We start from the raw sequence: 26,178 nt of genomic DNA on the forward strand, positions 1-26,178 counted from the left end.
AAGTCGACCAGCGCCGGGCTGAAGGTGAGGGTGAGGTTGTCGCCGCCGCTCTCGATCAGCACGAGGTCGGAATCGGGGAACTTCGCTTCCATCTCCTCGACGGCGGCGAGGTTCATGCTGGGGTCTTCGCGCACGGCCGTGTGCGGGCAGCCGCCGGTCTCGACGCCGATGATGCGCTCTTCGAGCAGGATGCCGCGCAGGGTGCGCTGCACATGCTTGGCGTCCTCGGTGGTGACGACATCGTTGGTGATCACCAGGATGCGATAGCCGAGCTTGACCAGCACGGGGGTGATCGCCTCGATGATGGCGGTCTTGCCGGAGCCGACGGGTCCACCAATGCCGATGCGGGGGATCTTTTTCATAGTGCTATCCAGCTACCTTGTTAGTTCATGAACATGCGGACGTGGCCCTTGACGTGGACCGCCGCGAGAATGTCGATGATCGGCGAGAAGCTCGCCATCTCGTCGACGGTCGCGTCGGCGACCTGCTCATAAGCAGGACCCACCTGGGCCGTCACGTCCAGAAGGATCTTCTGGGTGTCGACGAACGAGATCCGCATCAAGCGGAGCGCGGCGCTGAGCACGCCGTTTCCGACGCCATATTGGTGCACGCCGAACGCGTCGCGGCGATTGGCGCCCAGCGTCGCCAGCGTGATGGCGAGACTGACCGGATGGGTGCCCGGCGTCTCGCCGCTCTTGATGCGCTGAAACCAGTCGCGCGGCAGCGGTTCCTCGATCATGCCCGCCGAAAGCTCGCAGAGCTTCTTGCCCATGCGAACCGTCATTAGCCGCGTTTCCTCGTTCAGCTTGCGCTGATAGGTCAGCCGATCGATGCGCATCAGCTCGTCGACATCGCCGGCCTTGACGGCCCGATGGGCGCAGAGCACCGCCACGCCATCGCTGGTGGCGGCCTGCCACATCGATGTCTGCGTGTAGGTGCGCAGCGTCGCCGGACCGTCGACGATGCCCTGCTGAATGGCGGTTTCCAGTCCGTTGGAGAACGAGAAGCCGCCGACCGGCAGGGCGGAATCGGCGAATTGGAGCAGGTAGAGCAGTTCCGACAGGGACCGGCCGGAACCTTCCTCAGTGTTCATGGTCGTGGGAATGGCCATGGCCATGCGAATGTCCATGACCGTGGGCATCCTTTGACGCGTGGTGATGCGAATGCGGCGTGTCGCTGGCTCCGCCGAACAGGCGGCGCGATTCATGCGGCGCCAGATAGGGGATCACGTCCGAGCCGGGCATGAACTCATGGCGAACGCCGGGGAGGGCGTGCGTCTTCATCACCGAGTTCATCACCTTCTTGTCGACGGTGAGCGGCACGTAGACCTTGGTTCCCTTGACGACGGCCGGCCAATGCTGGTTGCCCAGCGCATGGCCGAGCTCGAACAGGGTCTGCACCATCTTCGGGATCTGCTCGCTGACCACATCATCGAGGTTGATGATCATCACCTCGCGCAGCGTGATCCGGGCGACGATCGCGACGCGCTTGCCCTCGTCCCAGGTGAGGATGTCGCCGTCATGCAGGTGTGAATTGCGGTCGAGCGAAAGGGCCAGTTCGACATCGCCGGCCGTCGCCTTGCGGAGGCGGCTCTTCTGGGCTTCCCACTGGTCCAGCTCGAACCAGTCGATCGTCGCCCCGTCGAGGGTCCTCGCCCACTCCGGATCCCGAACGTTACCAAGCGTGCTTTCGATAAGTATCATGCGTGCCTCTGCTGCGCGGAAACGCAGGCGATCAACTGAAGAAATAGAGCTGGTTGAGCGAAATGCTCGTCGGCGGGTCGACCGTCACATGCTTGCCGTCGATGGTGACCGCGAAGGTCTCCGGATTGACGTCGATGTTCGGCAGATAGTCGTTGCGGACCATGTGCTGCTTGCCGAGCGTCCTCGTGCCGGAAACCGGGCTGATCACCCGCTGCAGGCCGAGCTTCTCGCCGATCCCGTCGTCATAGGCGGCGCGCGACACAAAGGTGATCGAGCTCTTCTGCATTGCGGTGCCGAAGGCGCCGAACATCGGGCGATAGTACATCGGCTGCGGCGTCGGCAGCGAGGCGTTCGGGTCGCCCATATTGGCCCAGGCGACGAAGCCGCCCTTCAGCACCATCTTCGGCTTGGCGCCGAAGAAGGCGGGCTCCCACAGCACCAGGTCAGCGAACTTGCCGGGCGCCACCGAACCAATCTCATGCGAGACACCGGCGGTGATGCAGGGGTTGATCGTCACCTTGGCGACATAGCGCAGGACGCGGAAATTGTCGTTGTCCGACGCGTCTTCCTCGAGCTGGCCGCGCGCCGCCTTCATGGCGTCGGCGGTCTGGATGGCGCGCAGGAAGCTCTCGCCGATGCGTCCCATGGCCTGCGAGTCGGAGCCGATCATCGAGATGGCGCCGAGATCGTGAAGCACGCTCTCCGCGACGATCGTCTCCGAGCGCACGCGGCTCTCGGCGAAGGCGACGTCGGAGGGGATCTTCGGGTTGAGGTTGTGGCAGACCATGATCATGTCGAACAGCTCGGCCACCGAGTTCTTGCCGCAGGGCAAGGTCGGGTTGGTCGAGCTCGGCAGGATATTGCTCTGGCCGACGACCTTCAGCAGATCAGGGGCGTGGCCGCCGCCGGCGCCCTCGCTGTGATAGGTGTGGATGGTGCGGCCGTCGAAGGCAGCGATCGTGTCCTCAACATAGCCGGCCTCGTTCAGCGTGTCGGTATGGACCGCGACCGAGACGTCGTACTCGTCGGCGACCGAGAGGCAGGCGCGGATGGCCGAAGGCGTCGCGCCGTAGTCCTCGTGCACCTTGAAGCCGGCGGCGCCGCCATGCAGCTGCTCGATCATCGGGCCCTTGCCCGTCGAGTTGCCCTTGCCAAGCAGGCCGATGTTGATCGGCAGCCCCTCGATCGAGCGCAGCATCATCTCGAGGTTCCACGGACCATTGGTGGTCGTGACGCCGTTGCTGCCGTCGACGGGGCCGATGCCGCCGCCCCAGAGCGAGGTGATGCCGTTCGAAAGCGCGGCATAGACCTGCTGCGGCGAGATGTAGTGGACGTGGGTGTCCATGCCACCGGCGGTCAGGATCAGATGCTCGCCGGAAATGGCGTCGGTCGAGGCGCCTGTCACCAGACCCGGCGTAACGCCGTCCATGGTCGACGGGTTGCCGGCCTTGCCGAGACCGACGATGCGGCCGTTGCGGATGCCGACATCGGCTTTCACCACGCCGAGCGTCGGCTCGAGCACGGTGACGTTTGTGATGACGAGATCAAGGCAGCCGGCTTCCTGCGTCAGCTGGTTCTCGGAGCCCATGCCGTCGCGCAGCGTCTTGCCGCCGCCATACTGCAGTTCGTCGCCATAGGTATCGCGCAGATCCTTCTCGATCTGCACATACAAATTGGTGTTGCCGAGCCGGATCTTGTCCCCGACCGTGGGGCCGTACAGATCCGCATATTGCTGTCGAGATATCTGTGTCATGGCGACGTACCTCTAGAAACCGAAATGGAAAGGGCGAGGGATCACTTCGCGGATTTCGTCTTTTGTGCCCGCGACTTGAAGCCAAGCTCCTCAGCCTTGGCGACCGCCAGGTCCTTGTTCGGCGTGTAGCCGGGCGTCGGACCGCTTCCGGTCCAGCCGTCGACCAGACCATTGAAACCGAAGATGAAGCGCTTGCCGCCATACGGGACGAGGGTCACTTCCTTCTCGTCGCCTGGCTCGAAGCGCACGGCCGTGTTGGCCGGGATGTCGAGGCGCTGGCCGAAGGCAGCGGCGCGGTCGAATTCGAGGTAGCGGTTTACCTCGAAGAAATGGAAATGCGAGCCGATCTGGATCGGTCGGTCGCCGGTATTGCGCACCGTCAACGTCGTCCGCGGCCGGCCAACATTGATTTCGATTGCTTCGGGCGCCAGCACATAGCCGCCGGGCGGCGTCGGGGCCGAAGTCGCCGCCGGTTGGGCGGAGCCGGCGGGTTGCGCGGTCGTTTTCTTAGCCAAGGCAGCCTCCTGGATTTCCTCGCCAGCTGGGAGCGGACGGTTCAGACGATGGGACTATGCAAGCTGACGAGGCGGCTGCCGTCGGTGAACACCGCTTCGACCTGGATGAGCGGCAGCATGGCCGGCACATCGTCCATGACATCCGCGGCCGTCAGCACGTGGCGGGCGCCATCCATGACTTCTTCAACGGACTTGCCTTCGCGAGCGCCTTCAAGGACCCAGGCGCACAGCACTGCGACTGTCTCGGGATGGTTGAGCTTCAGTCCCTTGGCTTTGCGCTTGAGCGCGACATCCGCCATCATGTGGATGATAAGCTTATCGAACTCCCGCGGCGTCAAATGCATCGTCGTCTCCGAACTTGTTGCAGCTAATCTACGCTGGCCGACATCGATCTATGCTTAGGCGTCGTGTGCTTCAGCTCTGTGACGGTCGATGGTAGCCGGGTAGTGCCATCCTGAATACGTCAAAGAGCTGTGTGTCTAGATATCGAATTCAAGGGCGCCTCGGCTGGTCCTTGCCACTTGCCGTGACGATCACCGGTACAACCTGTTGCCAGGCCGAACCGTGCGCGACACGACGAAAGCGAGCGATTTCCATGCAGTCCCCCCAGCATCAACCGAACCAAAGCTATACGATGACAGATCTCGTCACAAGTTCTGCCTATACTATTCCCCATAACGTCGGCTGAACGTTGCACCAACAGCTCGACCGATCAGTTGCCAACCGGTGGTTGCCATGATACGTTACCCAATGGTTCAAATTTTGTAATAAATGATTCATTGCTAACGCGTTCATGATCTTATTTCCCGGGAATGCGTGTATTGCTTTTGCTGGAACTGACATCGACGGCGGTTGCTGAGATATGTAACGCAGCCGACAAGCAAGAGTTGCAGATTGCGATTTATTCCGCCGTCTGCTCGCTCGGTTTTGACAGCTTCAACCTAGCTTGCGAGAAGAGCGCCAAGCGCGACTTCATGACGGACCCGACCCTGACCAACTGGTCATATGATGATCTCGTCGCCTATGAGCGTGACGGATGGTCGGATAGAGACCCCTTGCTCGATTTTGCTGCGACCGGTACGGGCCCGCTCCTGTGGCAAAGGAGCCGCTGGAACAATCGTCGCCAGCGGGACTATTACGAGTATATCGAGCATGCGGGCATTTTCGGCGGCCTGACAATTCCACTGCCTAGCCGTTCGGAAAAGCTGGGGGCGCTGACGCTCCTGTCGTTTGCAGATCGCCAGCCCGACAGGGACGTGCTGCATGCCGCGTCAATCATTGGCATGGTCGGCAAGTCACGTGCAGCCGCCATCGGATTGCAGACTGGAGAGGCCCCTGGGGGCAGCGCCAAGTTCCTATCGCTTTCATCGCTGCAGCGCGAAGTCCTCAAATGGATTGCGAACGGGAAATCGAATGCCGACATCGCCCTGATCGTTGGACAATCCAAGCGTTCTATCGACTACCACGTGATCGAAATTCTGAAGAAGCTCGAGGTCGGGTCCCGGGCCCAGGCCGCCGCGATGTACGCGTCGCTCTAGGCGTGCGGCGGATGTGCGCGATCCCATGAAATCGGCTCCTTTCGGGCGCTGCCATCGGATCGCCCCCCGGGCGGGAGTTGTGGGTGTATATCCACCTTCATTCGCGCGCACGAATCGCATGCTATGCGGCGCATGGCCGTCGGGCCCTGAAACATTGCGCCTCCTGTCGGCGCGCAACTGTCGAGAATGAATCCCATGTGGAATTGGCTGGTCGACACCTTGCGGGCTCACCCCGCCATCGCGGTCTTTCTCTGTCTCTCCATCGGTTCTTATCTCGGCAAATTGTCGTTCAAGGGCGTCGGGCTCGGCGCGGTGACCGGCACGCTGCTCGCCGCGCTGGTCGTCGGCCAGCTCGACATCAGCATTTCCAACGAAGTGCGGTCGATCTTCTTCCTGCTGTTCCTGTTCGCGATCGGCTACAGCGTCGGGCCGCAATTCGTGCAGGGCATCGCCAAGAACGGCGTGCCGCAGGCGCTTTTCGCGCTGGTCGTCAGCATTCTCTGCCTGGCCACCGCATGGATCGCCGGGCGCATCGCCGGCTATGACGTCGGTTCGACGGCGGGCCTGTTCGCCGGGGCATCGACGATTTCCTCGGCGCTGGCGCTTTCCGTCGACGCGATCGAGCAGCTGGGCCTGCCGGCGGCCGAAGCGAAGACGCTGGTCGACGCGGTGCCGACGGCCTTCGCCATGACCTACATCTTCGGCACCATCGGTGCGACGATGATTATCTCCGTTGTCGGTCCCAAGCTGCTGGGAATCGACCTCGTCGCCGCTTGCCGGGCCTATGAAATGAAGATGGGCGGCCATGGCGGTTCGGGCGACGGCCCGCGCGCCTGGCATCAGCATATCGCGCGCGCCTATCGCGTCGGTCCGGGCTCGGACTGGGTCGGCCAGAGCGCCGCCGCCGCCGAGGCCGCGCAGGGTTCGTCGCAATTGTTCATCGAGCGGGTCCGGCGCGATGGCGCGATCGTCGAGGCGACGGCCGATCTGGTGCTGCAGGCGGGCGACGTGGTCGGCGTCGCCGGCAATCGGGGCACCCTGATGCGGCTGGCAGGATCCGGGCTGAAGGAGGTCGAGGACGCCGAGTTGCTGAACGTGCGGGTCGAGGGCACCGAAGTCCTGATCACCAACCGCAAGATCGACGGCAGGACGCTGCAGGAACTCGCCGAGTTACCCAGCACGCGCGGCATCTTCCTGCGCCGCATTCGCCGGGGAGCCACCGGCGTCGATATCCCGATCCTGCCGGCCACGACTCTGCACCGGGGCGATGTCGTCACCATTCTTGGTCGGCCGCAGGATATCTCGACAGCGCTATCCGCCTTCGGGCGCGCGGACCGCTCCCCCGAGGAGACGGATCTGGCGCTTGTCAGCGCGGCGATCGTCATCGGCGCCTTATTCGGAACCGTGCTGCTGCGGGTAGGCTCGGTGCCGATCACGCTGTCCTCGTCGGGAGGCGTCCTGCTCGCCGGCATCGCGCTCGGCTGGCTGCGTTCGGTCCACCCGACCTTCGGTCGCATTCCGCCGGCGGCCAACTGGCTGATGAATGCGCTCGGGCTCAACATGTTCATCGCCGTAGTCGGGTTGTCCTCCGGCCCGAGCTTCCTTGCCGGCGTGCAGGAACTGGGCTTCGGCCTGTTCTTCTGGGGCATGGTGGTGACGAGCGTGCCGCTCATCCTCGCCCTCTATATCGGCCGGTACGTCTTCCGCTTCGACGATGCGATCCTGCTCGGCTGCTGCGCCGGCGCTCGCGCCTCGACGGCGTCGCTCGGCATGCTGACGGCGCGCGCCAAGAGCCAGACGCCGGCCCTTGGTTTCACTGTCAGCTGCGCGGTGGCCAACACCCTGCTGACCATCGGCGGCATCCTGATCGTCCTACTGGCGCGTTAGCGGTAGGAGAGCGTCTCGCCCGCCCGGGGCGACGTCATGGCGCCCAGCACGAAGGCCAGGTTGGCGGCGGCGACCAGCGAGGCGGCATGCGCGTCGGCTCGCGCCTGGCGAGCGTCAAGCAGGCCGCTATCGGCGACCGTCGCGGCGGTCACCGTCCCCAAGCCGTTGCGATAGGCGTCGAGCGCCGCGTCATAGGTGATCGCGGCGGCATCGGTCAGCTTGCTGGCGGCGCGATAGGAGGCGAGCGCCGAACGCAGCGTGTTGGACGCCACCACCATTTCGCGGACGGCTTCTTCCTGGGTCTTGGCGAAGGTGGCCCGCGCCACGGCGGCGCGCGATTCGGCCGCCTTCAGATTGGCGGCTCGCAGGCCGCCGTCATAAATCGGCATGGTCGCGCCGACGAGCACGCCGGCCCCGGAGCCCTGCTGGCCGATCGTCGGCAAGCCGGCCGTGTTGAAGCCGCTCGTGCCCTGGCCAGCGACGCCCGAGAGGAACACCTTCGGAAGGAAGTCGGCGTTCGCGACGTTGATCCCGGCTTCTCCGGCCTTCATGTTGGCATAGCTCGCCAGCACGTCCGGGCGTCGCGCGAGCGCCTGCTGGATCATCTCGTCGGTCGAGACATCGGCCGGTGCGGGCAGCCGGCGGCGGCCGGAATTGGCGACCTTGATGTTCAGCGTCGGCGACACGCTCATCGCCGCGAGCAGCGCCTGATAGGCATCGCGCTCCTGGCCTTGGGCGACGACCTGGCGCAGTTCGGACTGCGCCGCCTGCTGGCGCGCCTGCGCCACCTCGACCGTCGTGCCGATGCCCTTCTTCTCGCGGGCGACGGCGGCCTCGAGAATGGCGCGGCTGTTCCGCAGCGATTGGCCCGCCACTTCGGTGCGCGTCTGGGCCGCACCGTACTGATAGTAGGTGCGGGTGACGTTGAAGATCAGCAGCTGGTGCGCGCCGTTGAAGTTCACGTTCGCCGCTGTCAGCACATGTTTGGCGACGTCGGCGGCGGCCTTGCGCTGGCCGAAGTCGAATACCAGCCACTGCAGCGCGACCGCCGTGGTCGCCCCGCTGACATTGGTTTCAATGTCCTTGCGAACACCGAGCACGTCGACCGGGGTCGTGATCTGCTGGCTGCCGCCGATGACATTGGCGGAGATCGTCGGCAGGAAGGTCGATTCCGCGATGCCGACCGCGAGCGCCGCCTGTCGGGCCTGCTCCCAGGCGACGCGCGTCGTCGGGTTGTTGCGGGCCGCGAGGTCGATCAGTTCGGGCAGCTGATACGCCTTGCCGGCGCGCACTTCGGGCGCCGGGGGCAGGACGGTGAGCTCGGGATTGCCGCGAACGGCGAAGTCCCGCTGCTGGGGGCCCTGCTGCGACGAGGCCGGATCCTGCGGCAGCAGGCTGACCGTCGTCTTGCGACCCTGTTGCCAGGGTTCGTTCGGCGATTCCGGAGCGAGCTGTTCGGCATATTGCGCGCAGCCGGTCAGAAGGGCGAGCAGGCTTGCGGTGACGGCGAAGCCGAAGCTCGCGCGGACGCGTCGACGCGGGTGGAAGGGGCTCGCCATCATGCCTCAACTTACCAATGCATGCTCGATTCGGGATATGCGTTCCGCAGCCGTATCATGCCGGGCCGAAGACGCGTCCAGAGTTTCTGGGGGAACGGACGGGTCCGGCTGCGTCCCGGTGGCGACGACCTTGGAGAGCCGCGCCAGCCGCGCCGCCTCGTCCGGATCGCCGGCGCTAGCCAGAAGGAGGTTGGCCGGGAGTTGCTCCGCCTCCGAAATCACGGCTTCGAACCGTCGTATCTCGTCCGCGCTCGGTCGGAGTGACGATGGTTCGAAATGGGCCATGGCGAGCTGATCGGCGGCTTGGCGCAGATCGACGGTCGCCGCCGCCGCTTCGTTGACGAGGGCGCGGCGGTCGTCGCGCGGCAGTGCGGCGAGGCGCGACAGGCCGGCCAGCGCATTGGAGAGCTCGGCGCGCACGGCGACGACGACGCCGACCGGCCAGATCCGCGTGAAGATCAGATAGACCAGCAGGTTGCCGAGCAGGATGCCGACAATGCGGTCGCGCGCCGAATCCATGTCCAGGCTGGGCTCGAAGCCCTGCAGGACCGTGAGCAGGAAGGCGAGACCGATCTGCACGCCGCCATAGGAGATTCGCTCGCTGCCCGACGAAACCCAGGCGGCCGGCAGCATGGCCAGGAACACGAGGACCATGAGGCCGCCGACGCTGGTGAGGCTCGGGATGACAAAAAGGATGGCCCCGAGGCCCATGGCCGCGCCGATCAGGCAGCCGACGATCCGCAGCGTCAGCTTGTGCACGGTTTCACCGGTGGTGCCGAGCGAGGCGACGAAGCAGGTGATCATCGCCGTATGGATGCCCTGCCAGTCAATGCCGGCATAGACGACATAGGCGATCATCGCCGCGAGCGTGGTCTTCAGGGCGAAGCGCTGATGCGCCGGGTTCGACAGCGCATCCGCCGCGAAGAACGGTTCCTGCGCCATGGCGGGCCAGGCCGGGTCGGGATCGGCCATCGCACCGAGCTCCGCCCAGGCTTCGCGCAGGGCGGGATCGCTAGATGACGTCGGTTCCTGTGGCGCGGGAATGGCGGCCTCTGCGGCGAGCGCCTCGGCAACCAGCCGGCAATACGCGGCGAGGCGGTTTCGCTCGTCGGCGGTCACGGTGGCGGGCAGGGCGGATACGGCGAGCATCAGCGCGTAACTCTGCTCGATCGCCTGCGCCAGCATGTTCGAGACGCGCTTCGGCACATAGTGCAGGATACGCGTCAGCAAGGCGCGCTGGTCGTGCTCGGCATTGCCCTCGCGCAACAATTCTCGCAGCCTCTCGAGGCTCGCCGCGTCGTTCCGGACCAGATGCTCTGCCGCGGCCTCGACCCGTTCGCGCACCGTCGTGCGCAGCAGGGTCGACGGCTTCCAGCCGAGGACCAGGTTGAAACACAGCATCAGCGCCATCGGCATGGTCACCATCTGCCAGGCATAGAGCAGGCCCCGCGTCACCACTTCGCCGAGCGGCGCGGCGCTGACTAGCGTCAGCGCGAAGGTGATGACCAGCGCCATGTCGGAACCGAGCGGGCCAAGCTTGCTGACGGACCCGAGATAGACGAAGGCAAAGGAGGCGAGGGCCATCACGGCCAGCCGGAGGAACGGGACCTCGATGGTCCACCGGGTCAGCAGGAAGACGAGCGCGACGAAGACCGTGACGAGGATGGTGGCGCCGATGGCCAGCACGATGTTGGTCGAGGCGTCCTGCTTCATCAGATAGATGATCAGGTAGCAGCCGATCGCCGGTTCCGGGATCTTGTAGATCATCGCAACGGCGGCAACCAGAGCGCAGAGCAGGGCGACCCGCCATGTCATGCCGAACCGGCCCTCGAAAGGCCGGAGATCGGCGATGACCTGGTGGATTCGGAGCGACATCGGAGTCAGCAGCGCTCGGCGCTATGGATGGTGGCGAGCGCCGAGGCGCCGACGCGCATCAGATCCGGCGGCGGGTTGTCCAGCAGGATGCGGACGGGGAATCGTTGCGCGATCCGCACCCAGTTCAGCGTCTTCGGAACATAGGGCAGGTTGCGCGGGATCATCAGGATTTCCTCCGAGCTGACACCCCAGCCGATGCCGGTGACGCGGCCGCGAAGCGGGATAGAGCGATTGGCCATCACATAGCCGGTGGCGCAGGCGCCGACTTCGATCTGACTGAGCTCCGTCTCGCGGAAGGCGGCGGTGACGAACCAATTCTCGGTATCGATCAGGGTGAACACCGACTGGCCGGTGATGACGAACTGGCCGGTGGCGACGGTCAGACCAGCCACCAGCCCGTCATGCGGCGAGCGAACCTCTGTATCGGCGAGGTTCCGTTCGGCCAGCGCCAGGGCGGCGCGGCGCGCCGAGACCAGCGCTTCGGCGCCGTCCAGCGTGCTGACCAGGGCGTCGGCCGCCTCGCGCTGCGCCAGCGCCTGGTTCAGGCTGATCGTCGCGTCGCGCTTGGCGGTCGCCGCGTCGTCGACCTGCTGGGCGGTGACATAGCCCTTGGGACGAAGCGCGGTCAGGCGCTCCAGCGTCTGCGTGGCGAGGTCGAGGTTGACGCGTGCGCGCGAGATCTGCTCGCTGGCGATCGCGGCGTTGGACGTCTCGGCGCGGATCGTCCGCTGCTGGGTCGAGAGCGCCGCCTCGGCGATCTGCAGGTCGGCCTTCGTCTGCTCGACGGCGAGGCGATAGGGAACCGGGTCGATGGCGAACAGCAGATCGCCGCGCTTCACCCGGTCATTGTCCTTGACCGCGATCTGGATGATGCGGCCGGGCACGGTCGAGGAGATGTTGACCAAATCGGCCTGGATGACCGCGTCTTCCGACATCGGATTCAGCTCGCTATGACGCAGATAGGTCCAGCCCAGCACGGCTGCTCCCGCGACGATCCCGAGACCCACGACGGCTCCGAGCGCCTTGCCGAGCTTGCCTGGCGTTGCCATGAATCAGTTTCCGAAGAAGAGGAGGGAGGTGGCGAAGGCGATGCCCGCCGCGAGGCAGACATAGACGAACAACCGCAGCGGCAGCCGATCGTCGAGCCCGATGAAAACGAAGACGACGCGCACCAGCACGGCGCCGAGGATCCCGACGACGGCGCAAGCGAGCCAGGCCGGAAAATAGGACCCGAACAGGGGGATGGACGGAGCCTGCGCCTGCATACAGCCGCCCAATGCGATCGCGGCGAACGGCGCCAAGCGAGCGCAGGACACAAGTCTCATGAGACGCCAACCCCCAAATTCCGAGCGCGGCGGCCCGTCTTCATTCCGCTGACAGACTACCAGTTTTGACCGGGCGGGTGCAACCGAGGGTGTTGCATGGCACAGGGGAAAGCCGCCCCGGACGGCCGTGCCGTCCCGGAAAGTTGCCTGGCCGTGTCAGAGTTTGTCGTCGTATCGGGCCGATGCCGCCGCCAGCGCCGAAAAATCGTCGGAGCAAATGAAGGAGCGCAACGCGTTGAACTTCGCCTTGTCCCAGCCGTAGATGCCGAGCGCGAGCAGGCTGTCGACGGTCTCGGCCGGAAAGCGCTGGCGGATCGGCGTGGCGGGGTTGCCGGCGACGATCGTGTAGGGGGCGACGTCCTTGGTCACGATGGCGCCCGACGCGATGACGGCACCCTCGCCAACCGTGATGCCGGGCATCAGCATGGCGCGCATACCGATCCAGGCGCCGTCGGCGATGGTGGTGTCGCCCTTGCCCTTGTAGGCGTCCAGGATGACTTCGGCGAAGGGGTAGAGGCTGAACCAGTCCGTTCGATGGGTGTGGTTGCCGCCCATCAGGATGACCGCCTCGGCGCCGATGCAGACATAGTCGCCGATATGGAGCTGATCGATGGTCCAGAGCGGGTCCCAGCTCTTGGCGCTGTACTCATCGCCGTAGAGATAGCGCACCACGCTCTCCTCGAAGGAGCCCGTCCAGGCGTTGCTGTAGTAGCTGTTCGTGCCCCGGATATGGATGTTGGGGTTGGAAACGGTTTCGTGCAGTCGCTCGACGATCGACCAGTGCTTGGTAGACGGTTTGGGCTCGTTCATGATCTTGGCTTCGTTCTCGGGGGGCGGCCGCGCGCGATCTGGGGGCTCGCCGATCATGGCGAGCTGGATAGCAACCTCGCCCGCACGTCGCAATGCGTGGGCGCCGGCTTGTCAGTCTGCGGGCGTCCGCTTCCGTGCTTTCCGAGCTTGTTCCCGAACCGAAGCCGTCGCTATCATCTGGCAGCGCAACGAAGCGGTGCGCCATCCATGCCGCGGAGGGAAGAGGCCGGGGCATGGCTTCAAGCGGGACCGGGAGGAAGGGTCGATATGCGTCTGCTCATTCTGGGCACGGGAGGCATGGCGAACCAACATGCCAAAAATTTCTCCGCCATCGAGGGCGTCAGCGTCGTTGGCGGCGTCGACGTCGTGCCGGAGCGCCTGGCCGGCTTCTGCGCCGAGCATGGGATCGTCCGGCAGTTCGCCACCCTCGATGAGGCACTGGCATGGGGCGAGTTCGACGCGGTGGCGAACGTAACACCCGACCGCATCCATCATCCGACCACGATGCAGGCGATCGCCGCCGGCAAGCATGTCTTCTGCGAGAAGCCGCTGGCGACCGACGCGGCAAAGGCGATGGAGATGACCGAGGCGATGGAAGCCTCCGGCAAGGTCGGCATGGTCAACTTCACCTACCGCAATTCGCCCGCCCTGCAGAAGGGTCGCGAGATCGTGCTGTCGGGCGAGCTCGGGCCGGTCCGCCATGTCGAGGCGTCCTATCTACAGAGCTGGCTCGTCGCCAAAGCCTGGGGCGACTGGCAGACCGACAGCAAATGGCTCTGGCGGCTTTCGAGAAAACACGGCTCGAACGGCACGCTCGGCGACATCGGCATTCACATCGTCGATTTCGCTTCCTATGGCAGCGGTCTCGACATCGCGCATGTGTTCGGCCGGCTGAAGACCTTCGACAAGGGGCCGGGAAACCGCATCGGCGAATATGATCTCGACGCCAATGACAGCTTCACCATGAACGTCGATTTTTCAACCGGCGCGCTCGGCGTCATCCATGCGACGCGGATGGGAGCCGGCCATCTCGACGAGCTGCATCTGCGGATCTTCTGCCAGAAGGGCGCGCTGGAGATCAATTACAACACCGGCGTCTCGACGCTGCGCGTCTGCCGGGGCGACGACCTCGATACGGCCACCTGGCGCGAGGTGCCGCTTGAGCCGGTCGAGACCAATTATCAGCGCTTCGTCGCCGCCGTCCGGGCCGGCAAGGCGCAGGAGCCGACCTTCCGCCGCGCCGCCGCGATCCAGAAGGTGCTGGACCTGGCGCAGCTGTCCAATGGAAGCCGGCGGGACGAAGCCGTGTCATGATGGCAGAGGGCGCGGCAGGGCCTGCGCGCCCTGCCTCGCCGCTTGCTCAGACCCGGAACACCCAGAGCCGCGCGGTCAGGTAGTTCCAGGCGAAGACGACCGGGACGCTCAGGACCTTGGCCACCGCAGGCGGCAGCAGGGTGGCGAGGGCGGCGACCAGAACGGTCGAGATCAGCAGGCCGGTCAGCGTCGAGGCGCCGAATTTCAGCGCCTGGACCGGATTATGGCCGACTCCGAACGTCCAGGATCGGTTGAGTGCGTAGCTGACGACGATGCCGCAGGAATAGGAAACCAGATTGGCCGGCGCCGGCGGCGCTCCTGCCGCGACCAGCGCGGTGAAGAGGCTGATGTCGAGCAGCGTGGTGATCGCGCCCACTGCCGCGAAGCGCAGCAGCGTATCGAAGCGCCGCGCGGGTGGGCCGAGCGGGCCGGAAGGCGACAGCATCAACCCGCCTCCAGATCCGGGATCGTCAGCTTGTAGACGCGCCGGTTGTCGGCGTTCACCGTCTCTTCGACGATCGGCTTCGGCCGGTGCTTCGCCTGCATGAAGATGCGGCCGACATATTCGCCGACGATACCGAGGAAGACGGCGTTGAGCGTGATCGAGAGCAGCAGCAGCATGGTCGTCGTGGCGAAGCCGGCCGGCCAGTCCTGGCCGAACAGCAGCTTGCCGACCAGATAGCCGAACAGCAGCAGCAGCGTCACCGTGCCGACGACCAGGCTCGCTATCGAGGCGAGCCGCAACGGGGCGAGCGAATGGTTGAGAATGCCGTCGACCGCGAGCGCCAGCATGGCGCGGAACGGGAATTTGCTGCCGCCGGTGACGCGGGCCTGCCGGTCATATTCGAAACCGACCTGCGAAAAACCCATGGCGCTGATCAGGCCGCGCAGATAGGGCGAGGTATCGTCGACCTGCCGGAGCTCGTTCAGGATGCGGCGATCGACGAGGCGGAACTCACCGGCGTTGACGGGCAGGTCATCTTCGCTCAACGCATTGATGAAACGATAGAAACCGCGCCGGATCTGGATGGTGAACCAGCCGTCCTGCAACGAACGGCGGATGCCGTAGACGACCTGGTGGCCCTCGCGCCAGCGGGCCAGCATGGCGGGAATATGGTGCGGCGGGTCTTGTAGGTCGCAGTCGATCTGCACCGAACAGTCACCGTTCGCAGCCTTGTAAGCGGTGAGCAGCGAGAGCTGGTAGCCGACGTTGCGGCTGAAGCGGATGACGCGCACGCGGGGATCCCTGGCGGCGATCTCCTTCAGAAGCTCGAAGGTCCGGTCGGTCGAGTGGTTGTCGGTGAAGATGATCTCATAGTCGTATTCCGGCAGGCCGACGAAGGTATCGGCAATCGCCTCATAGGCGCGCCGCACGTTTCCTTCCTCGTTGAAGGCAGGCACCAGAACAGAGACGAGCGGTTTGGCATTTCCCATCACGGCACCTCGGCAGCAAAGGCCATCGCTGCGCGGTCGGTGCGCCGGTCGGCCTCGACGGAGGAGGCGCGATACCACGTCACGGTGCGTGCGATGCCCTCGGAGAGCGGAATGCGCGCCTGCCATCCGAGCCATTGGCGCGCCAAGTCGGTCGACCCACGGAGATCGGGGGCTCCGGATGTGGCATGGCCGTCACCATACGAAATGGAGGCCGGATCGGCCCCGGTATGCGCGATCACCAGCTCGGCCATCTGGCGCATGGTCGGTGCGAGGCCGCTGGCGACGTTGACGATCGCCGCCTTCGGCAGGGAGGCTGTGCCCAGGCGCATCAGGGCCTCGATGACATCGTCGACATGAACCAGATCGCGCCTATCCGTCGGGTGGCGCACGAGGGTTTGCTCGCCGGCGAGGCAGCGCTGGATCAGGAGCGGCAGCAGATAGTCGGTAGACTGGGCCGGCCCATAGGTGAGCGCCAGTCGGGCGGTGGCGACGGGGAAGGGCAGGCGCGGCTGGAGCGCGGCGCAGATCTGGGTGGCGGCGACGAGCCCGGCACCATAGGCGGTAAACGGCGCCTCGCGAACATCCTCGCGATAGGGGGAGGGAGCCGCGCCATATTCGGCGAGTGATCCGGCGCGGACAAGTCTGCTTGCCGGGCGGGGGGCGGCGGCGGCGGCGGCGAGCAGACCGATCAGCCCCAGCAGATCCTCGCGAGCAACGTCCCGCACATCGTCGAGGCTCCGATCTTCCCGCCGGCGCGGCCGCGCGGCGAGATGGAAGATCAGCTCGGGCTGTACCTCTCCCAAGCAGTGCTTGAGTTCGTCCTCGTCCCTGAGATCAAAGCCGTGGCGGGTGACGCGGCCGTCGAAGGGCCGCAGCCTTTGGGTGTCGGACCCAGGCCGAATGATCGCATGCACGGAATGACCGGCGGCCAGGCAGGCGGCGACCAGATGGGAGCCGATAAAGCCTGCGCCGCCTGTTACAAGGACCCGCGACATCTCCGCCGCCTCCGATCGTCGGTCGACCCGGATCAGTTCACCAGCACAGGACGCGGCAAGGGCACCAGAAACCGGCCGCCACGGGCCGAAAACGCGCTCTGCTGCTGGCGGATCTCGTCAAAGAAATTCCAGGCCAGGACCAGCAGAACATCGGGCCTCTGTTCCTCCAGCGCGTCGAGCGAGCGGATGGGGATCTTCATCCCTGGCGAATAGAGCCCCTGCTTCAGGGTGTTGCGATCGACGAGATAGTCGAGGGTTTCGGGGCCGATCTTGAAATAGTTGAGCAAGGTGTTGCCCTTGGCCGGGGCGCCATAGCCGGCGATGTTGAGACCCGCTTGCTTGAGTTCGGCCAGCATGGCGATCAACTCGCCTCGTACCTGTTCGATCCGGGCGGCAAAGTCCTCGTAGGTCTCGACCGCCAGCATGCCGGCATCGCGTTCCTCGGCCAGCATTTCCGCGACGATCGCCTTCGGCGTCGTTGCCGCTGCCGTCCGCTTCAGGAACACCCGCATCGATCCGCCATGCACGCCGAGACGGTGGACGTCGACGACTTCCAGATCGAAGAAGGCGCCGAGTTTGACCAGCGACAGCAGGCTGAATTCGGAGACATGCTCGTGATAGACGGTGTCGAACTCGTTGCCGGCGATGAGGTTCTTCGCCCATGGCACCTCGATCACGAAGACGCCGTCCTCGGCGAGCCAATGATCGACGCCGGCCATGAAGTCATGCAGGTCGCCGATATGGTTGAAGGTGTTGGTGGTCACGATCACCTTAGCCTTGCCGTATTTCTCGGCCAGCGCCGCGCCGGACGCGGCCGTGAAATAGCCGACGTCGACATCGACGCCGCGCGAACGGGCGATTTCGGCCAGATTGGCGGCCGGATCAACGCCGATGGTTCGGCAGCCGAGCTTGTTGCAGGCCGATAGGAGCAGCCCGTCATTGCAGCCGATGTCGACGACGAGGTCGGACCCAGCTTCCTTTTTCATGATTTCGGCAAGCTCGCCGAAATGCGTGTGCATCAGCGTCGCACCAGACGGGACGTAGAGATAGTGCTCGAAGAAGCCCTCTGGAACCTGGTCTTCCACCTCGATTAGCCCGCATTCCAGGCATACCTGCGTGTCGAGCGGGTAGACCGGTTGTTGCTTCAGCACGTCCTCCGAGCGGACGAAGCTGTTGGCGGGAGGGTGGTCGCCCATTGGCAGGAATACATGCGGTGAGGGCGCCAGGCAGGCACGGCAACGGGTCATGAGGGCCATCGTCAGTTTTCCATGATTGCCGCGGAAGGGCGATCCATGCGGATCCCCTCCCTGACGGGGGGCTTGGCTGCGAAACCTTTGGCGAAATCGCGGAACGTCTCGTGGATATGGCCGAGCTGCGCTTCCGTCAGGCCATGATGGCAGGCGAGCAGGATGCCGCCGCGCATCACATCGTCGGCGACCGGATACCCGCCGGGTGCTGCCTTGTGCGTGATGCCGGCCATGGCGGGCTGGCGCAGGATGTTACCGGTGAAGACTGGGCGGGTCTGGATGTCGCGACGCTCGAGGAAGATCTGCATGTCGCGCCGGGTGAACGGGGCGTCGGGGCGGATCGTCAGCGGGAAGGCAAGCCAGCCGGTCCGGGCGCCCGGCAGTTGCCGTGGCAGCCGGAACCATTCCTCATAGTCTTCGAAGAAGGCGCGCTGGGCGGCGAAATTCCGTTCGCGCGCCGCGATGTTCTGTTGCAGCCGGTCGAGCTGGACCAGCCCGAAGGCGGCGCCCATTTCCGACGGTTCGATGTTGAAGCCAAGCTCTTCGAAGACGAACTTGGCGTCATAGGCGAAGCCGTCCAGTTCGACGTTGAAGCGGTTTTCGATCGTCTCCGAGTCGATGAACAGCGAGGAGGTCCGGCCCCAGGAGCGCAGCAGCAGGGCGCGCCGCGCCAGCGTTTCGTCGCGGATGCAGACCATGCCGCCATTGCCGGCGGCGGTGATCACATGCGAGCCGTAGAAGCTGGTGGTGCTGATGTCGGAGCGGCTGCCGGTGCTGGTGCCGTTGAGGGTGGCGCCCAACGTGTCGGCGCTGTCCTCGATGACGATCAGCCCGTGCTTCTCGGCGATGGCATGGATGCGGTCCCAGTCGGGGAGGTTGCCGATCAGCGACGGGATCATCACCGCCCGCGTGTTTGGGGAGATCATGCGTTCGATCGCGTCGACGTCGATGTTGTAGGTGGCTTCGGCGGCGTCGACGAAGGCGGGTACCAGGCCTGCCCGGACGATCGGCGCGACAGTGGTGGCGAAGGTGAGGGCGGGGGTGATCACTTCCGAGCCCTTGGGCAGGTCCAGGATCTCGATCGCCAGATAGTTCGCCGACGATCCCGAATTGACCATGACGCCGTGCGGCTTGTCGAAGAGCGCGGCGACGCGCTCCTGCATGGCCCTCACCGAGGCTCCCATCTGGGTGGAGGAGCGCATGACCTTGACGACAGCGGCGATTTCATCCTCGCCATAGACGGACTGGCCGTAGTTCACGCGCATTTTGCGATCCTCATCTGCGTTGGTCGGCAATCGGACGTCAGGCGCCGCGCGCCCAGGCGGCGGCGTAGTCATCGATCTGATGCTGCGAGAAGGAGCGGATACGAGCGGGATCCTGCTGATACTTCTGGTACCAGGCGACCGTCATCGCGACGGCGTCGTCCAACCGGAGCAGCGGCTTCCAGTTCAGTTCGACTCCCGATTTCGTGCTGTCGAGGCGAAGGACGACGGATTCGGGCGGCTCGTTGTCGCGACGTTCGACGACATAGTGCGGCCGGCGCCCGCTCCATTTCGAGATCACCATGTCCGCCAGCGTGCCGACCTCGACGGTGGCGCCAGTGTCGGGGCCGAAGTTCCAGCCGCCGGCGTAGCGCGCGCCGGCTTCGAGCAGGCGAGCCGCGAGCAGCAGATAGCCCCGAACCGGCTCCAGCACATGCTGCCAGGGCCGCACGCTCTTCGGGTTGCGCAGTCGCACCGGGACGCCGGTTTCGACCGAGCGCACCAGGTCCGGGATCAGCCGGTCTGCGCCCCAGTCGCCGCCGCCGATGACGTTGCCGGCGCGGACCGTGCTGAGCTGTGGGCCGGCCGGATCGTTGAAGAAGGAGGACCGGAACGCCGCCGCGACCAGTTCGGCGCACCCCTTCGAGGAACTGTAGGGGTCGCGGCCGCCCATCGGATCGTTTTCCCGATAGCCCCAGACCCATTCGCGGTTCTCATAGCACTTGTCGCTGGTCACCACGACGACGCCGCGCAGCGACGGTATGCGCCGGGCGGCATCGAGGACGACGGCCGTGCCGACAACATTGGTCAGGTAGGTATCGACCGGGGCCTCGAACGAGGCTCGCACGACGGCTTGCGCGGCCAGATGGATGACGAGATCGAAATCCTGTCCCTCGATGCTGCGGCCAAAGGCGCTTTCGGACCGGATATCGCCGATGCGGCCGTCGACCAGATCCTCCAGTCCTACCGCCTTGCAGAAAGACGGCGCGGTCGGAGGCAGCGCGACGCCGACGACGGTGGCGCCGAGACGCCGGAGCCAGAGCGACAGCCAGCCGCCCTTGAAGCCGGTGTGCCCGGTAACCAGGATCCGGCGCCCGCGCAGTATTTCGGACAGGTAGCCCTCGTCGACGATCGCGGCCATGGCCTAGATCCTCGCCTCGGGTTGCGGGCCGCTGGCGATCGGCGGAGCGACCGGCTTGGTGAAATGCAGCCAGGGTGGGTCGTCGCTCTCGCACAGACCTTCGAGATAGTCGCGATCGCGCACCGTATCCATCGGATGCCAGAAACCGGCATGCTTGTAGGCGAACAGTTCGCCATCCTGGGCGAGCTTGGTGAGTGGCGACATTTCCAGCGGTTCGGAAAGCGCGGGGATATAGTCGAGCACGCCCGGTTCGAAGACGAAGAAGCCGCCATTGATCCAGGTTTCGTGCTTGCGAACCTTCTCGGTGAACTCGACGACCTGGTCGCCCTCGATCTCCAGATTGCCGAAGCGCGCCGGCGGCTGCACGGCGGTGACGGTCGCCAGCCGGCCATGCGAGCGATGGAACTTGAGCAGGGCGTCGAGGTCGATGTTTCCGACGCCGTCCGAATAGGTGACCATGAAGGTGTCGCTGTCGAGCCAGTCGCGCAACCGCAACAGGCGCCCCCCCGTCATGGTGGCGAGGCCGGTGTCGACGACGGAGACGTTCCAGTCGAGCGGCCTGGTGGGGCGTAGAACCATCGATCCATTTCCAAGCGCGACCGTGAAATCAGCGGTCGACAAGTGGAAATTGTGAAAGAAGTTCTTGATCATCATGCACTTGTAGCCACCGGCTACTACGAAGTCGCGATAGCCCCAGTGGCTGTAGATATCCATGACATGCAGGATGATCGGGCGCCCGCCGACCTCTACCATCGGCTTTGGGACGCGGGTGGTTTCTTCGGCTAGGCGAGAGCCGAGACCTCCGGCCAGAAGAACAACTTTCATGACGGGCCTCCAGCGAGCCAGCCTTGGGGTCAGGTCTGGTCATCGTGTTCATGCGGGCGAGCGCGCCCGAAAAGGGCGCGCTCCCGCGAAATGCCTCGATCTGCTGCGTTCAGGGTCAGTCTTGATAACAGTGTCGCGAGGACAGCGTGTTGGGCATGCAAGCAGTCAACTTATTTGATAATCTGAAGGGAAATATCCAGACTGCTTTGCCGAAATTGGCTCGTTCTTATAGATTACAAGTAGTATCTTCATCTACTATATTGATGGTGATGCTATCTTGACTTGGGTAAACCCGCAAGGCTGCAGCATGTCAGGATAATCCCTCGTTCCGGTGTCGGGATTCCGGCTGTATGGGTCACTGATAAAATTCTGGATACTCGTGAATTCAGGAAGTCTCCAGTCGGGGCGTGGGTGGCTGGATCGCTGGCCTGGGCAGAACCGGTCCCTCGGTGCGATTTACCGGCCCTGCCGAACGGTCTCCTTCCATTCGGAGCTTCGAGATGGCCTACCTTGAAAGAGCCCCCGCCCTGAGAATGGCCCGGCACCCGACTCGATTGGGGCCGTTGCTGGCCAGCCTGGGCGTCGCGATCCTGTCGGGGCTGATCTTCGCCGCGCTGGCCTTCCGCATCCTGAACTACGACCTGCGCAAGGACGAGCAGCTCTATGTTCCGCCAATCCGTCTGCTCGAAACGCAGGAGATGTACCGCGACTTCTTCTATAATCACACGCCGGGTTCGGCCTGGCTGTTCTATGGCCTCGGCAAGCTGACCGGATCGGATCATCTGCTGTTGACCGGGCGTCTCGGTGTACTGCTCGGATGGGTCGCTCTGATCGTCGTGATCGGCGGCATCAGCTATGCGCTGACCCAGTCGCGCCTGGCGAGCTGGTGCATCGTTCTTCTCGGTGTGACCAACGAGCTCTTCCTGACGCAACCCGGCATGACGGCGACCAACAATCTGCTGCCGCTGCCGTTCTCCCTGCTCGGGCTCGGTCTGTTCATCCTCGGCGTCCGGGACGAGCGCCCGCGCCCGCTTCTTTATGCCGGGGCAGGGTTCTTCCTGTCGCTGGCCGTCTGTTTCAAGGTCAGTGCCGTCGCCTTCATTCCCCCGGTGGTGATCGCGGCCTTCCTGCTGCCGCGGGCGCTCGGGATCAAGGAGAGGGTGCTGCGTGTGGTGACGCCGCTCGCCATTGGTGGCATCGTCGGCGGCCTGCCGGTTCTCTACTATCTGGCCACCGACCGGCAGCGCTTCCTGGCGCATGTGCTCGGATATCACACCGGCCCGCATGTCCAGTATATGCGCATGCCCGGCATGGCCGATGACCGAGCCGCGATGTCGTTGGCCGGAAAGCTCGCACTCGCGCAGGAAATCTGGTTCTCCGCCGGTGTCGCCGTCGCGCTGGTGGCGTTGGTGACGCTGGTGATCACGGCGCTTCGCGATGCCCCGAACGTCGGCACGGTGACGCGTCGTCTGTCGTCGGGGCCGATATCGGTCGTGTTCGGCGCCCTGGTCTTCAGTGCCGTCCTGAGCTTCGTACCGACGCCGGGCTTTCCGCAGTATTTCGGACCGCCGCTGGTCTGCATTCCCCTGGCGCTCGCCGTCGTTTTCGCCAGCCTCGGTGCGGAGCAACGCCAGCAGGTCACGCCGATCCTGCTCGCAGCAACGGCGATCGCGCTGGTGATCGCCGCGCCGCGCTTCGGCCAGTATCTCGGCCGGGTGTCGCATCCGGGCCGCTGGACCGTGATGCGGGTTCACGACGCCGGCGTCGCGATCGCGGATCGGATGGCCGAGGCGGGCGCGCATGGCAAGGTGGCGACGCTGGCGCCGATCTATCCGCTCGAGGGCGGGCTGGAGGTCTATCCGGAACTTTCGACAGGGCCTTTCGCCTACCGGACGGGAGATATCACGCCGCCGGCGCTGGCCGCCCAATACAAGATGACGTCGCCGACGCACATCGGCGCCCTGCTGGCCAGCGAGCCGCCCGCGGCGCTGCTGCTCGGCTTCGCCCCCGGGCTCGAGGCGCCGATGCGCGCTTTTGCCGAAGCGAACGGCTACGCGCCGGCAAAGGATTTTGTCATCGAGGATCGCTACGGCGACGCGGTGCTCTATCTCAGGCCGGCGCAGTCTGGTTCACCGGCGACGCCATGACGGCATCGGCGATGACGCTGTCCCAGCGCGAGAGCACGGACGACATCGAATAGCGCTCGGCCGCCGCATGGGCGCCGGCTGCTGCCAGCCGATGCCGCAGATCGGGATCGGCGACGAGGCGCAGCATGGCATCGCTGAGCCGGCCGACATCGCCAGCCGTGACGAGAATGCCGAGATCCGGGCTGTTCAGGATCTCTGACGGGCCCCAGGGGCAATCGAAGGCAATGGTGGCGAGCCCCGCTGTCATCGCTTCGAGCAGTACATTCGGAAACCCCTCGAAGCGCGAGCTCAGCACGAAGATGTCGCCGGCGAGCACCCAGTCGCCTGGCGATTTGGTGACACCTGGCATGCGGACGCGATCGCCGACGCCGAGCTCCCGTGCCTGCTGCTCAAGGGCGGCGCGCTGCGGACCGTCGCCGAAGATCGTCAGCCGGCCGGACGGAACGTGCCGCACGAATCGTGCGAAGGCCTCGAGCAGGAGATCGAACCCCTTCTGTTGCTCCAGCCGGCCGACCGCCACCACCCGCGTGCCGTCGCCGGGCAGCGAGACGAGATCCTCCGGCTGGGCGACGGGATTGGGGATGATCGTGGTGCGCGATCGCAGGCCGGGCGGTAAAGCCTGGCAGGCATCCGAGGTCTGCATCACCATCCTGGCGGCCCGGCGCGCGGCGATCGGGCCGGCGAGCCGCCAGATCGGGCTCATCGCCTGTGATTGGAAATTGTTCCGTTCCGACATGATGACCGGGGCATCGAAGCCGACGGTCGCGATGCCGGCCATCACGTTGATCTTGGTCAGGAACGACACGACCAGATCGGGCTTCAGCTCGGCGAGACGGCGGCGGAGATCCAGGATCTGTCGCCCGGTGGCGGTGACGCGCGTCATGCCATGCCGCCGACCGCCCAGCGTGACGACGCGGATGTCGGGATCATAGGGGAAATAGGATTCCGGACTATCGGCGTTCACGGCGAGGATGCAGATCGAGTCCCCGCACCGCTGGCGATGGTGGGCCAGCAGGTTGACGATCTTTTCTGCACCGCCCGCGCCGAGACCGGAGAGGACGAACGCAATTCTCACGGGGATCTCCGCTGTATCGCAACCGGTTCCGGCAGTTGTCATTGCATCGGCGGAGTCCCGCCGCGGGGGCAGCCAATCGGATTCCCGCGCCCCGGTCGCATCGATCTCAGGTGACGTTCATCCAGCCATGTGTCACGGCAAAGTGAACGATCTGGGCTCGCGAATGCAGTTTCAGCTTTTCGGTGGCTCGCGCCTTGTAGGTTTCGATCGACTTGATGCTGATATTGGCGCGCGCCGCGATCTCCTTGTTGGAATAGCCGAGCGCGACCATCCGAAGGACATCCTGTTCGCGGGCGGTCAGCCCCAGGGCGCCGACGGATTTCGCGACCGCCACGTTCTGCTCGGCGGGCGCTGCTGTCATTTCGCTCGCCGTGGGGGGATCAAAGAACAGTCCGCCCAGCATCACCGAGCGGATCGCCAGCAGGAGGTTCTGGCCAGCGGAGCATTTCTGCACGAAGCCCTTGGCGCCGACCTGCAGAGCCTGCTGCACATAGCTGCGATCATGGTAGAGCGTCATGATCACGACATGGGCCGAGTAGCCGCGCTTGATGATCTGTTCCGTCAGGACGAGGCCGTTCATGTCCGGCAACGAGACATCCAGCACGGAAACGTCCGGAGCGGTCCGGCCAATCAGTTCCAGCGCGTCGGCGCCATTATTGGCCTCGCCGACACAAATGATGTCGGGTGAGGCTTCGATAAGGGCGCGGGCGCCCGCCACGACGACAGGGTGGTCGTCGACGATCACGGTCCGGATTGGCAATGTCATCGTGCTTCGCCTCCGGGGCGGCGCAAGATGGATGTCTTCAGCGGGATCGTGGCCAGCAGCCGGGTTCCGGCGCCTCGCCGGGGCCGAATGGAAAAGGTGCCGCCCAGTTCGGCAACGCGCTGACTCATGCCGACGACGCCGGAACGACGGCGTTTGGGATCGCTGTCCTCCAGGATTGCGGCGCCCGGACCGGAACCGTCATCCTCGATCTGCAGCATCAGATAGTCCGGCATGCGCCGCAGCCGGATGGAGACCGTCGACGCGGTGGCGGCGTGCTTGGCAATGTTGGTAAGGGCTTCCTGGATAATCCGGTACACAGTCTCGGCGGTCCGATCGTCGACGTCGGGGCGGTTCATGCCGCGATGCCGGAACCGGGTGGCAATGCCGATCTCGCCTTGCCACCGTTCGACCAGATCCGTGAGCGCGGTGACGAGATAGTAGCCCGGCGGAACCCCCACCCTTCCGCCGGCAGCGACCTGCTGAAGTTCTTCGCTGAAATGGGTCAGAGTCTTGCGCAGATCCACGAAATCCGACAGCAGTCGCGGATCCGTAACGGTCTTCTCGATCGCCGCCAGTCGGAACAGCATGGAAACGATGTATTGGCCGGAGACGTCATGAATATCGCGTGACAGGCGTTGGCGTTCTCTTGTGAGGATCGACCAGCTCGCCGGTCGGGAGTCCGTCGAGACGGGCATGTCGACAGCTGTATCGACGGCACCGACCTCTATGGATTTGAACGGACCGGGTTCGGAACTGGCGCGCGCAGTATTTCTCTTCTTCTTCAAGCGAAATTGCAGGACCTCTTCCGATGGCTCCGGTGCGACTTGGCGCAGGAGGTCGGGCTCTTCTTGAGAAGGGCCACCGCTCATTGAGAATTTATCTTGGCTCGATTCTTGATCAGTAAAGGATGAAATAACAGGCAATATTACTGAATCATCGCCAACTACAATATCTGGTGACAATGTCATCATGCTGTCCCCTTAGATGAATGCCTCATGCCGGAGAGG

Annotated in this window: 25 protein-coding genes; 4 read left to right on the top strand and 21 right to left on the bottom strand. The window is 64.8% G+C overall.

All coding sequences use genetic code 11. The features are described 5' to 3' along the window. The 6 genes from G342_RS0121595 to G342_RS0121620 form a co-directional block, all read right to left on the bottom strand. On the bottom strand, positions 1 to 362 hold a 362-nt coding region (locus G342_RS0121595), incomplete at its 3' end, for a GTP-binding protein (RefSeq protein WP_018185257.1). Positions 363 to 382: 20 nt separating this feature from the next. After that, entirely contained in the window at positions 383 to 1,111 is a 729-nt protein-coding gene (locus G342_RS0121600; RefSeq protein ID WP_026304685.1) for an urease accessory protein UreF, read from the bottom strand. Next, on the bottom strand, positions 1,083 to 1,703 hold the full coding sequence (locus G342_RS0121605; RefSeq protein WP_018185259.1) for an urease accessory protein UreE: 621 nt from the start codon (positions 1,701 to 1,703) through the stop codon (positions 1,083 to 1,085). Before G342_RS0121605 ends, G342_RS0121600 begins: the two co-directional genes overlap by 29 nt. A 31-nt stretch (positions 1,704 to 1,734) precedes the next feature. After that, complete coding sequence (locus G342_RS0121610) at positions 1,735 to 3,456, bottom strand: urease subunit alpha (RefSeq protein ID WP_018185260.1); 1,722 nt, start codon at positions 3,454 to 3,456, stop codon at positions 1,735 to 1,737. Positions 3,457 to 3,497: 41 nt separating this feature from the next. Beyond that, a complete protein-coding gene (ureB, locus tag G342_RS0121615; protein WP_018185261.1) occupies positions 3,498 to 3,971 on the bottom strand; it encodes an urease subunit beta in 474 nt (157 codons plus the stop codon). A 41-nt stretch (positions 3,972 to 4,012) separates the two neighbouring features. Then, on the bottom strand, positions 4,013 to 4,315 hold the full coding sequence (locus G342_RS0121620) for an urease subunit gamma (protein WP_018185262.1): 303 nt from the start codon (positions 4,313 to 4,315) through the stop codon (positions 4,013 to 4,015). A 477-nt stretch (positions 4,316 to 4,792) separates the two neighbouring features. Here G342_RS0121620 and G342_RS0121625 point away from each other — a divergent pair, with 477 nt between their 5' ends. Both G342_RS0121625 and aspT read left to right on the top strand, forming a co-directional pair. Then, entirely contained in the window at positions 4,793 to 5,509 is a 717-nt protein-coding gene (locus tag G342_RS0121625; protein WP_018185263.1) for a helix-turn-helix transcriptional regulator, read from the top strand. 195 nt (positions 5,510 to 5,704) lie between these two features. Beyond that, positions 5,705 to 7,396 (top strand): aspartate-alanine antiporter, encoded by a 1,692-nt coding sequence (gene aspT / locus G342_RS0121630; protein WP_018185264.1) that lies wholly within the window; start codon positions 5,705 to 5,707, stop codon positions 7,394 to 7,396. On the opposite strand, the gene G342_RS0121635 is transcribed toward aspT, so the two are convergent. From G342_RS0121635 to G342_RS0121655, 5 genes are all read right to left on the bottom strand, one after another. Then, positions 7,393 to 8,958, bottom strand: a complete 1,566-nt coding sequence (locus tag G342_RS0121635; protein WP_018185265.1) for a TolC family protein — start codon at positions 8,956 to 8,958, stop codon at positions 7,393 to 7,395. The two genes, aspT and G342_RS0121635, sit on opposite strands and share 4 nt — an antisense overlap. 3 nt (positions 8,959 to 8,961) lie before the next feature. Beyond that, positions 8,962 to 10,830, bottom strand: a complete 1,869-nt coding sequence (locus G342_RS0121640) for an FUSC family protein (RefSeq protein WP_018185266.1) — start codon at positions 10,828 to 10,830, stop codon at positions 8,962 to 8,964. A gap of 5 nt (positions 10,831 to 10,835) precedes the next feature. Further along, positions 10,836 to 11,879, bottom strand: a complete 1,044-nt coding sequence (gene mdtN, locus G342_RS0121645) for a multidrug transporter subunit MdtN (RefSeq protein WP_018185267.1) — start codon at positions 11,877 to 11,879, stop codon at positions 10,836 to 10,838. Positions 11,880 to 11,882: 3 nt separating this feature from the next. Beyond that, positions 11,883 to 12,131: a YtcA family lipoprotein gene (locus G342_RS0121650; protein ID WP_026304688.1), complete on the bottom strand. Its 249-nt coding sequence runs from the start codon at positions 12,129 to 12,131 to the stop codon at positions 11,883 to 11,885. A gap of 180 nt (positions 12,132 to 12,311) precedes the next feature. Beyond that, positions 12,312 to 12,965, bottom strand: a complete 654-nt coding sequence (locus tag G342_RS0121655) for a CatB-related O-acetyltransferase (RefSeq protein WP_040879257.1) — start codon at positions 12,963 to 12,965, stop codon at positions 12,312 to 12,314. A 267-nt stretch (positions 12,966 to 13,232) separates the two neighbouring features. Between G342_RS0121655 and G342_RS0121660 the strand changes: the two genes are divergently transcribed. Next, the gene (locus G342_RS0121660; protein WP_018185270.1) at positions 13,233 to 14,279 is read left to right on the top strand and encodes a Gfo/Idh/MocA family protein; all 1,047 of its coding nucleotides are present in this window, start codon (positions 13,233 to 13,235) and stop codon (positions 14,277 to 14,279) included. Positions 14,280 to 14,325: 46 nt separating this feature from the next. On the opposite strand, the gene G342_RS24950 is transcribed toward G342_RS0121660, so the two are convergent. Genes G342_RS24950 through rfbF form a run of 7 tightly spaced genes read right to left on the bottom strand, consistent with a single transcriptional unit; the run spans position 14,326 to position 21,183 of the window. Continuing rightward, positions 14,326 to 14,724 (bottom strand): GtrA family protein, encoded by a 399-nt coding sequence (locus G342_RS24950; RefSeq protein WP_018185271.1) that lies wholly within the window; start codon positions 14,722 to 14,724, stop codon positions 14,326 to 14,328. Next, positions 14,724 to 15,713: a glycosyltransferase family 2 protein gene (locus tag G342_RS0121670; RefSeq protein WP_018185272.1), complete on the bottom strand. Its 990-nt coding sequence runs from the start codon at positions 15,711 to 15,713 to the stop codon at positions 14,724 to 14,726. The genes G342_RS24950 and G342_RS0121670 overlap by 1 nt, the downstream gene beginning before the upstream one ends. After that, a complete protein-coding gene (locus G342_RS0121675; protein ID WP_018185273.1) occupies positions 15,713 to 16,708 on the bottom strand; it encodes an NAD-dependent epimerase/dehydratase family protein in 996 nt (331 codons plus the stop codon). The genes G342_RS0121670 and G342_RS0121675 overlap by 1 nt, the downstream gene beginning before the upstream one ends. 32 nt (positions 16,709 to 16,740) lie before the next feature. After that, the gene (locus G342_RS0121680) at positions 16,741 to 17,955 is read right to left on the bottom strand and encodes a class I SAM-dependent methyltransferase (RefSeq protein ID WP_040879259.1); all 1,215 of its coding nucleotides are present in this window, start codon (positions 17,953 to 17,955) and stop codon (positions 16,741 to 16,743) included. A gap of 11 nt (positions 17,956 to 17,966) precedes the next feature. Beyond that, positions 17,967 to 19,292 (bottom strand): DegT/DnrJ/EryC1/StrS family aminotransferase, encoded by a 1,326-nt coding sequence (locus G342_RS0121685; RefSeq protein ID WP_083931325.1) that lies wholly within the window; start codon positions 19,290 to 19,292, stop codon positions 17,967 to 17,969. Next, a complete protein-coding gene (gene rfbG, locus G342_RS0121690; RefSeq protein WP_018185276.1) occupies positions 19,258 to 20,358 on the bottom strand; it encodes a CDP-glucose 4,6-dehydratase in 1,101 nt (366 codons plus the stop codon). The genes G342_RS0121685 and rfbG overlap by 35 nt, the downstream gene beginning before the upstream one ends. A gap of 3 nt (positions 20,359 to 20,361) precedes the next feature. After that, positions 20,362 to 21,183, bottom strand: coding sequence for a glucose-1-phosphate cytidylyltransferase (gene rfbF / locus G342_RS0121695; protein WP_083931326.1), 822 nt, complete (start codon positions 21,181 to 21,183; stop codon positions 20,362 to 20,364). 563 nt (positions 21,184 to 21,746) lie between these two features. Between rfbF and G342_RS0121700 the strand changes: the two genes are divergently transcribed. Beyond that, positions 21,747 to 23,330: a hypothetical protein gene (locus G342_RS0121700; protein WP_018185278.1), complete on the top strand. Its 1,584-nt coding sequence runs from the start codon at positions 21,747 to 21,749 to the stop codon at positions 23,328 to 23,330. Here G342_RS0121700 and G342_RS24955 read toward each other — a convergent pair. From G342_RS24955 to G342_RS25850, 3 genes are all read right to left on the bottom strand, one after another. After that, positions 23,293 to 24,405, bottom strand: coding sequence for a glycosyltransferase family 4 protein (locus G342_RS24955; RefSeq protein ID WP_018185279.1), 1,113 nt, complete (start codon positions 24,403 to 24,405; stop codon positions 23,293 to 23,295). The genes G342_RS0121700 and G342_RS24955 overlap by 38 nt on opposite strands. 106 nt (positions 24,406 to 24,511) lie before the next feature. Further along, positions 24,512 to 25,171 carry a response regulator gene (locus G342_RS0121710; protein ID WP_018185280.1) on the bottom strand — a complete coding sequence of 220 codons (660 nt, stop codon included), beginning with the start codon at positions 25,169 to 25,171 and terminating at the stop codon, positions 24,512 to 24,514. Then, positions 25,168 to 26,142: a sensor histidine kinase gene (locus G342_RS25850; RefSeq protein ID WP_083931328.1), complete on the bottom strand. Its 975-nt coding sequence runs from the start codon at positions 26,140 to 26,142 to the stop codon at positions 25,168 to 25,170. Before G342_RS25850 ends, G342_RS0121710 begins: the two co-directional genes overlap by 4 nt. Positions 26,143 to 26,178: the final 36 nt, after the last annotated feature.

It is taken from the genome of Kaistia granuli DSM 23481 (assembly GCF_000380505.1).
In the GTDB taxonomy this organism is placed as follows: Bacteria; Pseudomonadota; Alphaproteobacteria; order Rhizobiales; family Kaistiaceae; genus Kaistia; species Kaistia granuli.